The sequence below is a fragment of the uncultured Pseudokineococcus sp. genome, assembly GCF_947499845.1.
In the GTDB taxonomy this organism is placed as follows: domain Bacteria; phylum Actinomycetota; class Actinomycetes; order Actinomycetales; family Quadrisphaeraceae; genus Pseudokineococcus.
Map to the genome: position 1 here is coordinate 24,362 of NZ_CANMPM010000025.1, position 11,276 is coordinate 35,637.

At 72.6% G+C, this 11,276-nt stretch carries 12 protein-coding genes; 5 read left to right on the forward strand and 7 right to left on the reverse strand.

The window, feature by feature from the left end; translation table 11 throughout:
• Nucleotides 1-434: 434 nt before the first annotated feature.
• From Q0789_RS15490 to lnt, 7 genes are all read right to left on the reverse strand, one after another.
• A complete protein-coding gene (locus tag Q0789_RS15490; RefSeq protein WP_298806819.1) occupies nt 435-1,385 on the reverse strand; it encodes a cytochrome c oxidase assembly protein in 951 nt (316 codons plus the stop codon).
• A complete protein-coding gene (locus Q0789_RS15495; RefSeq protein ID WP_298806821.1) occupies nt 1,385-1,663 on the reverse strand; it encodes a hypothetical protein in 279 nt (92 codons plus the stop codon). Before Q0789_RS15495 ends, Q0789_RS15490 begins: the two co-directional genes overlap by 1 nt.
• Before the next feature lie 73 nt (nt 1,664-1,736).
• Complete coding sequence (locus tag Q0789_RS15500) at nt 1,737-2,555, reverse strand: cytochrome c biogenesis protein CcdA (RefSeq protein ID WP_298806823.1); 819 nt, start codon at nt 2,553-2,555, stop codon at nt 1,737-1,739.
• Nucleotides 2,552-3,148 (reverse strand): TlpA disulfide reductase family protein, encoded by a 597-nt coding sequence (locus Q0789_RS15505; protein ID WP_298806825.1) that lies wholly within the window; start codon nt 3,146-3,148, stop codon nt 2,552-2,554. Before Q0789_RS15505 ends, Q0789_RS15500 begins: the two co-directional genes overlap by 4 nt.
• A gap of 14 nt (nt 3,149-3,162) precedes the next feature.
• Nucleotides 3,163-4,338, reverse strand: coding sequence for a M23 family metallopeptidase (locus Q0789_RS15510; RefSeq protein ID WP_298806827.1), 1,176 nt, complete (start codon nt 4,336-4,338; stop codon nt 3,163-3,165).
• Nucleotides 4,339-4,693: 355 nt separating this feature from the next.
• Nucleotides 4,694-5,281 carry a thioredoxin domain-containing protein gene (locus Q0789_RS15515; RefSeq protein ID WP_298806830.1) on the reverse strand — a complete coding sequence of 196 codons (588 nt, stop codon included), beginning with the start codon at nt 5,279-5,281 and terminating at the stop codon, nt 4,694-4,696.
• A gap of 385 nt (nt 5,282-5,666) precedes the next feature.
• Nucleotides 5,667-7,364 carry an apolipoprotein N-acyltransferase gene (gene lnt, locus Q0789_RS15520; RefSeq protein ID WP_298806833.1) on the reverse strand — a complete coding sequence of 566 codons (1,698 nt, stop codon included), beginning with the start codon at nt 7,362-7,364 and terminating at the stop codon, nt 5,667-5,669.
• 86 nt (nt 7,365-7,450) lie between these two features.
• Between lnt and Q0789_RS15525 the strand changes: the two genes are divergently transcribed.
• The 5 genes from Q0789_RS15525 to Q0789_RS15545 all read left to right on the forward strand — a co-directional run.
• Nucleotides 7,451-7,894 carry a helix-turn-helix transcriptional regulator gene (locus tag Q0789_RS15525; protein WP_171201591.1) on the forward strand — a complete coding sequence of 148 codons (444 nt, stop codon included), beginning with the start codon at nt 7,451-7,453 and terminating at the stop codon, nt 7,892-7,894.
• Nucleotides 7,894-8,679, forward strand: a complete 786-nt coding sequence (locus Q0789_RS15530) for a cation transporter (protein WP_171201605.1) — start codon at nt 7,894-7,896, stop codon at nt 8,677-8,679. The genes Q0789_RS15525 and Q0789_RS15530 overlap by 1 nt, the downstream gene beginning before the upstream one ends.
• Entirely contained in the window at nt 8,676-9,602 is a 927-nt protein-coding gene (locus Q0789_RS15535; protein ID WP_366917759.1) for a cation diffusion facilitator family transporter, read from the forward strand. The genes Q0789_RS15530 and Q0789_RS15535 overlap by 4 nt, the downstream gene beginning before the upstream one ends.
• Nucleotides 9,603-9,758: 156 nt before the next feature.
• The gene (locus tag Q0789_RS16780) at nt 9,759-10,199 is read left to right on the forward strand and encodes a methyltransferase (RefSeq protein ID WP_366917758.1); all 441 of its coding nucleotides are present in this window, start codon (nt 9,759-9,761) and stop codon (nt 10,197-10,199) included.
• Between the two features lie 702 nt (nt 10,200-10,901).
• Nucleotides 10,902-11,276, forward strand: a 375-nt coding sequence (locus Q0789_RS15545; protein WP_298806844.1) for a DUF664 domain-containing protein, incomplete at its 3' end; no start/stop codon positions are given.

The following is an 11,276-nucleotide window of genomic DNA, read 5'->3' on the forward strand; positions in this document are numbered from 1 at the left end:
TGTGGTGTCACACGCGTGTCACTTTCTCGCGCATCTGTCACACGCGGACCCCAGAGGCATGGACGTCGGCTCCCAGCGTCCGCGCGACCGCCCGCAGCCCGCAGCCCGCAGCCCGCAGCCCGCAGCCCGCAGCCCGCAGCCCGCAGCCCGCGAAGGTCGCCCAGGCGCCACCGCTGGGCGCATAGGCCGCGTTGGTGTCAGTGCCTCACGTCGGCCTTCGTGCTCGTCCCCACTCGCTCGCTTCCCGGAGAGCACCTTGCCTACGCCTCGCGGAGCTCACTCACGGGCGGCGCGGGCAAGCACTCGAGCAACTCGCCTACGGCCCTCGCCAGCGGGACACCGACGTAGTTCACTGGCCATAGCCGCAGGACCGTCCCGCTGGGGATCGCTGGTTGGCCAGCCCCCGCTGACGATTACCGAGGAGTCGAGGTGGGTCAGTGGCTGCGGTGTTGGAGCTGCTGGAGGTAAGCGTTGTAGGCCTCCAGGTCCGCGTCGCCGTACTGGTCGACGTGGCGGTCACGGGCGCGGGAGCCACGGTCCTCCTCGCGGTGCCAGCGCACGAAGATGATGAGCAGCAGCAGCACGGAGGGGATTTCGCCGTAGGACCAGGCCAGGGCGCCGGCCAGTTCCTGGTCGGCGATGACGTCGACGCCCCACCCTGGTGGCGGGGCGGCGAAGACGGTGACCAGGGGCGTGACCGAAAGCATTACGATGACGCCGAAGAAGGCGTGCAGGGGCATTTCTAGGAACATGTCGGCGGCTCGCCCGAGGTGGCTCTGACGGACCGGCAGCGGGTCGCGGGACAGGACCGCGGCGGTGAACAGCACCCCGGCTGCGAGGAAGGCGATCTCAAGGCTGGTGTGCCCGGCCCAGGTCGACAGCACCGAGCTGGCCAGGTCGGTCAGGTAGAGCCCGTAGAAGCAGACCAGGAAGAGGGGCACCATGAAGGCTGGGTGCAGTAGCACTCGTCCTAGGCGAGACCTCAGCCCCCAGTGCGCGCCGCGCAGCAGCAGTCGTCCGGCGCCGTGGTGCGGGGCCGCCCGCAGCAGGAGGGTGCCGGGGCGACCCAGCACCAGCAGCGGCGGCACAGCCATCATCAACGTCAGCTGCTGGAACATGAAGGCCGAGAACAGGCGCAGACCGTAGCCCTCGATGCCGAAGCCCATCACCACCACCAGGACCGCGCAGCCGCTGAGGAACGACAACGTCGCCCACGGCGACCAGCGTCGTCCGGTGGTCCACATCCGCACCGCCCCGGCCATATAGGCCGTCGCCATCACCACAGCCAGCGCCGGCAGGACGGGCAGTGGTTGCAGGGTTGGGGCGAACAACGTGGCCAGCGACGGCGGCGCTGTCGGGACCCATACCGGCACCCCGGTGTCCATCAGCGGGCCTCTCCGGCCCCGCTCGCCCCCGGAGCCCGAAGGCTGTGCTCGCCTCGGGAGGAATCACGGTCGCGACTCAACGCAGCGGCGTCCGGCGCCTCGTGGGCGGGCTCGTGGGCGGGCTCCTGGCCTGCGCGTGAGCGCTGGCTCTCGTGGGCGTCGAGCCTGGCCAGGGCTTCGCGTTCGCGGCGGTCACCGTTCAGCATCGACTGGATTACCCACCAGAACAGCAACCCGACGAACAGGCTGGGGGCCAGCGCGGCCAGGATCTCCAGCACTCTTGTCCTTCCTTTCACTGCGGTGGGGTGTCGTGTCGGCGCGAGACCCCGGGCGTCGCGCCGATGTGGACCTCTAGAGCAGAGCCCAGCTGGCGAAACGCGCACCCAGGGCGCTGGTCCACTGCCCCCACACACCGGTGACCAGCAGCACGCCCACCACGACGAGCAGTGCTCCGCCGGCCCGGACCAGAGCCAGGCGGTGGCGGCGCAGGACTTCCAAGCCTCGAACACCTCGGGCAGCGGCCAAGGCGACCAGGACGAATGGGATGCCCAGGCCGGCGGCGTAGGCACCCGCCAGGACGATGCTGCGGGTACCGGAGCCGGAGACGAAGGCTAAGGAGGTGATCGCCGCCAGGGTCGGTCCCATGCAGGGAGTCCACCCGAGGCCGAAGGTCACCCCGAGCAGCGGCGCGCCAGCCAGACCGGGGCGTGGGCGCACCCGGACGGTGGCCGTGCGACCCAGCCCCGAGAGCGCGGGCAGGGCGCCGACGAAGGCCAGGCCGAGCACGACGACCAGCACGCCCAGGACGCGGGCGATTTCGTCGGCCCACTGGGCCAGGAGCCCGCCCAGGACTCCTGCGCTGAAGCCGATAGCGATGAACACGGCGCTGAAGCCCAGGACGAACAGCACGGCCCCAGCCAGCAGCCTGCGGCGGCCGCGGCCCTCCAGCCCGCCAGCGCCCACCCCGGTGCCGGCTTGCCTGGTACCGCCTCCCCCGGTGCTGGCCAGCCCGGTGACGTACCCCAGGTAGCCGGGCACCAACGGCAGCACGCACGGGGAGGCGAAGGAGACCAGTCCGGCCAGTGCCGCGACCGGCAGGGCCAGCAGCATCGGCCCGGCGAAGGTGATCGCCCCGAGGGTGTCCGGTGCGGCGTGCAGGACCGGGCTCACGTCGCCTCCTCCAGCGTCTGGGCGATCACCGCGCGCAGCAGGGACGGGTCGATCTGGCCGAGGAAGCGGGCGGTGACCCGCCCCTGACGGTCCAGCACCAGCGTGGTCGGGGTCGCCGAGGGGGGCAGTGCGCCGTGCAGCGCCTGCACCGAGAGCCCGTCGCGGTCGAACAGCGAGGGGTAGGGCACGCCGTACTGCTCTTCGAAGGCGATGGCCTGAGCAGCCCCGTCACGGGTGTTGATGCCCAGGAAGCGGACCCGGTCCGGGGCGGTCTCGGCCGAGATCACCGCCAGGTCCGGCGCCTCCTTGCGGCAGGGCCCGCAGGCGGCGAACCAGGTGTTCAGCACGACCACGTCGCCGCGCCAGTCGGTGATGTCGACCTGCTCACCGGTCAAGGTCTGCCCGGACATCTCGACCGGGTCAGCGCGCTCCTCGGCTGCCAGCTGCACCAAACTGCCGTCCCCGGCGACGTACCCCTGGTCGACCTGCTGGGTGCCCCCTGGTGAGGCCGATGTGGCGCAGCCGCTGGCACCGACGGCAGCCGCCACGGCCCAGACCGCCACCTTCCACCCGCCGGGCGCGAACCAGCCCACCCCTGCCACCGCTGTCAGATCCAGCCCATGGGGTCGACGGCGTTGCCGTTGACCCGGACCTCGAAGTGCAGGTGACACCCGGTCACGGCGCCGGTCTGGCCCTCGTAGCCGAGGATCTCTCCACGGGTGACCGTCCCGGAGGTCTTGGTGAAGCCGCTCATGTGGGGGTAAGCGGTCGCGACGGACTGACCGTCGATGAGGCCGTGGTTGACCACGGTGATGTTGCCGTAGCTGCCGTTGTAGCCGGCCGAGACGATCTCACCGTCCTCGGCGGCACGGATAGGGCTGCCGCACCCGGCAGCCAGGTCGACACCGGAGTGCATACGCATGTACCCGCGAATGGGATGCATCCGCATCCCGTACGGGGAGGTGATGCGCCCCTCAGGGCGCCGCAGCGTGCTGCCGCTGTCACGGCTGGCCGAACGGCTGGCCGCCGAGGGCGCCCGCGAGGCCTGCTCCTGCGGCGCGGTCTGGGCGCTCGCGCGGGCCGCTGCCTCGGCCGCCTCGGCGGCGGCACGGGCCTTGTCGGCCTCGGCGATCTCGCGGAGCCGGCTGCCGAGGGCATCGGACTCGGCCTGCAACTGGTCCAGGCGGGCCTGCTCCTCGTCCTGGCGGCTCTCGATGGTGGCGACCGCGGCCTGCCTGCGTACGGCCAGCGCCTCGATCTCGGCCTGGCGGGCGCGGGCGTCGACGGCAGCCTGCTCGGCGACTTCGGCCTGCTCGCGGGCCTCGGCTTCCAGGGCGGCGACCTGTTCACGGACGGCGTCCAGGCGTGTGGCCGCGCTGGAGCGCACAGCCTGGTCGGCCTCAGCGGCGGCGAGCAGGCCGGCCTCAGCCGAGGACAGCCCGGAGATCGCCGCGGTCCGAGAGGCGTAGTCCGCCGCATCCTGGGACCCCAACGCCAGCGACAGCGCCCTGGGGGTGCCGCTGCTGCGGTAGGACTCCGCGGCCAGGCGCCCGATCGCGGCAGCAGAGGCGTCCATCGACTCCTGGCTGGCCTGCACGCTTGCCGCGGCGGCGGCCTGCGCGGTCCGCGAGGCGGCCAGCCGGTTGGCGAGCTCCTGCGCAGCAGCCTGCGCGCGAACCTGGACCTCGGCGGCCAGATCCGCGGCCCGCTGGGCCCCGGGCAGCTGCTCCTGCACGGCGGCGTACTCGGCGTAGGCCGCCGTCAACTCCCTCGAGGTGCCCACGAGGTCCTCCTGCAACGCCTCCAAAGCCGCGTCGACAGCCTCCTTCTGCGCCGCCGGCGCCTGCCCCGCCCCGGGAGCGGGAGCGGCCGTCGCCGGGCTAGCACCGGTGGCCAGGGACACCACGACCGCAGCACTGACGACCGCCAGGGACCGGCGGGCTTGCGCCCGCCTGCTCGGAGGGACCCGCAGGCGGCTCCCCGGGCGGGTAGGAGCGGTCCCGACGGATGCGGTGGTGCGCTTCACAGGTGTGCGTCCTCAAGATTCATGAAGGGGTAGGACCGGCACGGCCCCGTGGGCTGGCAGCTGCGGTCGTCGACGACGCCGACCGCCGTGCTGGTGACGCTGGCGGCGGTCCTCACCGCCGCTGCGCGAGGGCCGCGTCGACCTGGGCACGGAAGTCCTCGATGCTCGTCGGCTCGATGCGCTGGCCGTCGAGGAAGAACGTCGGGGTGGACTGGACCCCCAGGGCCTGCCCGTCGGTGAGGTCGTGCCCCACCCGTGACAGGGTCGCCGGGTCGGCCACCGCCGCGTCGTAGGCGGCCAGGTCCAGCCCGAGGTCGGCCGCGAAGGTCCGGAACAAGTCGGCCTGGGACTGCTGCTGCTCGCCCCACTGCACCTGGGTGGCGTACATGCGCTGGTACATCGCCTCGAAGGCACCCTGGCCAGCGGCAGCCTCCACGGCCACCGCGGCGTTCTCGGCGTTGGCGTGCCCGGGCAGAGGGAAGTACCGGGCGACCACGCTCAAGCGGCCGTCGTACTCCTCCCGGATCTGCTCCACGAGCGGGTAGGCCGCCGCGCACGCCTCGCACTCGAAGTCCAAGAACTCCACCAGCACCGGAGCATCTGGCCCGGCGTCGGACAAGTAGTGGCTGTCCGACGCCACCACCGGCACCTGGGCGCCGGGCGGCGGCGGCGCGTTGCGGCCACCAGTGACCAGCGTCACCACCACCAAGGCGGCCACCGCGGCCAAGAACCCACCCGCCAGGCCCCCCAGAACCCGACCCGTCCTGTGAACCCGCCGCTGGACGCGGCTGAACGCAGCCGCCCCGGCGGGCGGTCGCGCAGGGGTACTGGGCACGGTCGGCCTCCAGGTCAAGGATGTGATGACGGGCTGCTGCGCAAGCCGGACTGACGTCCGTGACCCGACGGTAACAAAGCAACCTGGGTTGAGGTGTCAGCGGTCGCGCGCCGGTCGGGGCCCGTCTGCACAACCGCAGGCAGCCCTCTGCCCGGGCCCCGCGAAGGCACTGGGTGGGTCCTTCGTGCCCAAGAGGCCCCCAGCGGCCTCAGGCAGCGGTAGTGGTGGGCGCGGTGTGCTCATGGTCGGCTCAGGGCTGGCGACCTGATCCACCCCGCTGACGGTGCGACCGCCGCCTCCGGGACCACCGGGACACCAAAGGCAGCAGCACCCCCGCCCCCAGCACCACCTCCGGGACCGGCCCCAAGCGGGTAGCGAGCGTCTGGGAGGTCCGCAAGGGGACCTCGCCGCGCAAGACCGCCTGAGTGAACAGGTCGGTGCGCACCGGGGCGCTGCCGTCGGGAGCGATGATGCTGCTGACTCCCACCGTAGAGATCTGCACGACGGCGCGGCCGGTCTCGATGGCTCGCAGCCGGGACATCGCCAGCTGTTGGACGGCTTCGTCGGAGTACCCGAAGGTGGCGTTGTTGGTCTGGACGACGAGCATCTGCGCGCCCGCACGCACGGAGTCGCGCACGAGGTCGTCGAAGGCCACCTCGAAGCAGATGACGTCGCCGACGCGGACACCGCCCATCACCACCACACCCCCCTTGGTGCCGGGCAGGAAGTCCCGGGCGACCAGATCGACCTTGTCGCTGAACAGGCGGAAGAAGTCCCGGTAGGGGATGTACTCCCCGAAGGGCGCGGGCTGGCGCTTGACGTAGCTGCGGCCGGGCGCGGCGGTGGCACCTTCCAGGCCCTGGTCAGGGGTGACCACCAGCCCGGCGTTGGACAGGTACTCCCCCGGCCCATCCAGCACCGCCCCGACCAGCAGCGGCGCCTGCACAGCCCGGGCGGTCGCCTCGATGTCGCGGCGCGCCTTGTCATCGAGATAGGGGTCGATGTCGCTGGCGTTCTCCGGCCACAGGACCAGGTCCGGGCGTGGCGCGGCGCCGACCTGAACCTCGCGCGCGTACTCCAGCGTCGCCTGCACGTGATTGTCCAAGACGGCGCGGCGCTCGGCGTTGAAGTCCAGCCCCGGGCGCGGCACGTTCCCCTGCACAGCGGCCACCTGCGCCGTCCCGGCCTGCGGCGCACTCGGGCGAGGCACCATCGCCCCCGCCGCCAGCACCAGTACCGCCGTCAAGGTCAGCACCACAGCCCTGCTTGCCACAACTGCCGAGCGCGGCGACGCCGACGGCGCCCGGCCGCCCGTCCCCGCTGCCGCCGCAGCGGCCAACACCGCTAGGGCCAGGGCCGTCCCGGCGGCCACCACGGCCGCGGTGACCAACGGCGCACCTCCCACCGCGGCCCACCCCGCGGCCGGGGAGTCCACCTGGGAGAACGCCAAGCGCCCCCACGGAAACCCACCGAAGGGCACCCGCGCCCGGGCAGCCTCGATCGCGACCCACCCGCCGGTCACCGCCACGATCGACCACCCGGCGGGCAGCCGCTGCAGGAAGGGCATCACCGCCCCCAGCACCGCATAGAAGCCCGCACAAGCCGTGGCCAACGCCACCCACGGCAGCAGTCCTACATAGGTCCCGCTCCAGGCCAGATGAGGCACCAAGAAGGCCAGCCCGAAGACCAACCCCACCCCCAGCCCCGCCCGGGCCCGCCGCCCACGGGTGGCCAGCACCAGCGCACATACCCCCACCACCGACGCCGGCCACACCCCACCCGTTCCGAGCGCGCCGGGAAAGGCCGACCACGTCATCCCACCGCCAACCGCGGCGAGCACCAGGGCAACCGGCAGCGGCGGCGCCGCGCCTGTACCAGAAACCGGCGACCGGCCCGCGCCGCCGGCCCACTGCGCGTGTAGAGCTGGCCACCTACGGTCGACTGCCACCCACCGGACGCTACGTCCGCCTTCCACCCGCACCGGCACGGGCGTCGACTCGCCCACAACGAATCAACGAGGGTTAGGATGTGGACGTGGAGGACGAGGCGTGTGACCTGTTGTGTCTGGACCTGCCGCACGCCGAGGCGGTGCGGACCGCGCTACCGCCCGCACCGGACCTGGAGGGGGCCGCTGCCCGGGCCAAGGCTCTCGGCGACCCGACCCGGCTGCGGATCGCGCTGGCCCTCGCCACCGGCGGGCCGATGTGCGGGTGCGACCTGGCCTGGGTCACCGGCCTGGCGGCCAACCTCGTCTCCCACCACGCCCGCGTCCTGCGCTCGTGCGGGTTGGCGTCCTCCCGCCGCGACGGCAAGCTCGTGGTCTACCGGTTGACCGCCCTCGGGCACGAGCTGCTCGGCGTTCTCGGCATCCCCCGCGTCCACGGGGTTCACGGGGTTACCGACACGGTGGCGACCGAGCAGCCGGGCGCGGGCCGGCCCGCCGGACCGCTGGACCTCCCAAGTGCGGTGGTGGCGTGATGGCGAGGACCTCCCGCGTGCCCGTGGCGACCGACGACCCGGCGCGCCGGGCGGTGCTGACCCGGCGGGTGCGCCTGGTCGTGGCCGCCACGATCACCTGGAACGTGGTCGAGGCGGTGGTCGCGATCACCGCCGGGCGGATGGCCTCCTCGGCCGCCCTGGTCGGCTTCGGTCTGGACTCCGTGGTGGAAGTCGCCTCGGCGGCCGCGGTCTCGTGGCAGTTCGCCGCCCCCGACCCGCAGGCCCGGGAACGGACGGCGATGCGGGTGATCGCGGTGTCCTTCTTCGCCCTGGCGGCCTTCGTCACGGTCGACGCCGCGCGGACCCTGCTCGGGGCCGCCGAGGCCGAGCACTCGAGCGTCGGGATCGTCCTGGCCGCGCTCAGCCTCGTCGTGATGCCGTTCCTGTCGTGGTTCGAGCGCCGCACCGGTCGTGAGCTCGGGTCGGCCTCAGCGGTCGCGGACTCCAAGCAGACGCTGCTGTGCACCTACCTGTCCGGGGTGCTGCTGGCCGGGCTGCTGCTCAACAGCTTGCTGGGGTGGGCCTGGGCGGACCCGCTGGCTGCCCTGGTCATCGCCGCTGTCGCCGTCAAGGAGGGCCGCGAGGCGTGGCGCGGGGACGCCTGCTGCACCCCGGTCACCGCGGTGACCCCGCCGGCGCCTACCGACTCCGGCGTCGAGCAGTCCGCCCCGGCAGGTGGTAGCTGCTGCACCGATGGGTGCTGCACCCCGACGTCGGCGAGCAGCGACACCTCGCCCCGGCCGCCCTCGGGCGCGGCCCGGTGAGCGGACACACCCACGCACCGGCTGCCAGTAGCGGCGCGGGATCGCAGCGGACCCGACTGGTGGTGGTGCTCGCGTTGACCTCGACCGTGATGGTCGTCGAGGTGATCGGCGCGCTGATCTCCGGAAGCCTGGCGCTAGCGGCCGACGCCGGGCACATGCTCACCGACGTCGCCGGCCTGGCCATCGCCCTGGTCGCCGCGACGCTGGCGCTACGCCCGGCCACCGCCCAACGGACCTGGGGCTACCGACGCGCCGAGGTTCTCGGCGCCAGCGTGCAGGCCTCGGTCCTGCTCGCCGTCGGGATCCTCGTCCTCGTCGAAGGCGTACGACGCCTGCTCGACCCCCCACCGGTCCAGGCCACCGCCGTGGTCGTCTTCGGCGCCGTCGGACTGGCCGTCAACGTCGTCGGCCTGCTCGTGCTGGTCCGCGGCCGTGGGTCCAGCATCAACACCCGCGCCGCCTTCCTCGAGGTCCTGAACGACGCCCTGGGGTCGGTCGCCGTGCTCGCCTCAGCCGTGGTGATCGCCACCACCGGGTTCCAGCGCGCCGACGCACTGGCCTCGATCCTCATCGCGGTCCTGATCATCCCCAGGACGCTGAGCATCCTGCGCGAGGCGACCCGGGTACTGCTGGAGTCCACCCCCCGCGGACTGGACCTGGACTCCGTACGCGCCCACCTGCTCGAGCTCGAGCACGTCCACGCCGTGCACGACCTACACGCCTCCGAGATCGTCACCGGCCTGCCCGTGCTGTCCGCCCACGTCGTCGTGGACGACTCCTGCTTCCACGACGGCCACGCCCCCCGCATGCTCGACGCCCTCCAAGCCTGCGTCGCCGAGCACTTCACCGTCTCGATCGAGCACTCCACCTTCCAGCTCGAACCCCTCACCCACCACCGGCACGAAGCGCCCACCCATGCCTGACCCCCGACCCACCCGCCGACACGCGGGCCGCCCCAACACCGGCGCCGTGCTCGCGGTCACGGCACCGGTGCTGGCCACCACCCCGGTGCTGCTGGGCCGGATGCGCCGCGACCTCGAACACGACGGCCGGCTACGTGCCGGCACCGCCGCCTGGATGTGGACCGGCTACGCCGCCCACGCCGCCCTGCTCACCACCGCCCTGGCCCGACGGCCGACCTCGCCCCCGCTACCAACACCGGCACACGCGGCAGCCCTGGCCCTCACCGGCGCCGGCAGCACCCTCATCCTCACCGGGTTCCGGCGTTTCGCCGGACCAGCCCAGCTCACCGGCACCGACGCCGGGCCCCTCATCACCGGCGGGGCCTACCGCTACAGCCGCAACCCCAGTACACCGGCGCCGTCGCCGCGCTCACCGGCGCTGCCGCCGCCCGCCGCTCCCCTGCCGCGCTGGCCCTGACCGCCACCCTCGCCGCCACCTACCGGGCCTGGGTCCCCACCGAAGAGCGCCACCTCAGCCACCACTTCGGCGCCCCCTACCGCGACTACCACGCCAGGACACCCCGCTGGCTCGGACGACCCACCGTCGTAGACCCCTGACCCACACCGGCCTGAAGCTGCTCCATCACCAGCCGAACACGACCGGCCCCCGTCCCAGCAAGCGCCCCCCAGCTGGCGACGGCGCTGCTCACAGCACCGCCAGCACGTCGCCTCGCCAGCTGCGTCCCAATAGCCCCGTCCGGAGACCCGTCCCGGTCAACGTGCGCCACCTGAAGCGGCCAAGGTGGCGATGATCGACATCCGCAGCCACGACGCGAGCGTCATCGGTCCATCCGGCACCAGCAGAGACACCGACGACGAGACGGCCTCGCCCGGTCGACCTGAGGATCGTGACAAGATCATGAGACGTCGGTACTGACACGACCGCGAGACGCTGCAGGTCAAGCGCCTGGCCATGTGACAAGACCGACGAGTTCCTACAGCGTGCGTGTCGTCCGCGCTCTCAGGTTCGTGTCCACAGCGGCGCAGCAGGCGCCCGAGAGTGCTGTGCGAGGTGGGCCGGGGCCGGGGCCTGTAGCCGTCGCCGGCCGCCGCAGCTGTCGCCGCTCGATGGTGCTGACGGGTGGAGCCGCTCGGCCGTCCCGCTGTCGATCCACAGCGGACGGACACCAAAGGAGCGGTCGTCAATTCCGTCGTCGGGTCCGGTCGGCAACGCGACGCGGGCAGGCAGTCGGCTCGCCGCCGTCGGCCAAGGAGCAAGTCGGTGGTGCAGGGACGACCGGCCCCGACATCCTGACCGGCATGGCTGACCAACAACGCTCGACCGTCGTCGTGCACGAGCGGGTCGACGCCCGCACGGACGGCCCCAAGACCGGCGGAGAACGGGAGGTCCTCGACCACTTCCTCGAGCTGTACCGCGAGACCGTCCTGCTCAAGATCGTCGACCTCGACGCCGAGCAGCTCGCTCGCCGCGCACTGCCCCCGTCCTCGCTGAGTCTGGTGGGCGTGGTCCGGCACCTGACCGAGGTCGAGGCCTATTGGCTGCGCGTGGTCCTTCTCGACGAGCAGGACGTGCTGGACTACTACTGCACCCTTGACAGCACCAAGCGGGGCTCAGCCGGCGGGCGTCCGGTGACCTACGACGCCGACCTCTACAAGCGCCGGAACACCGTGAAG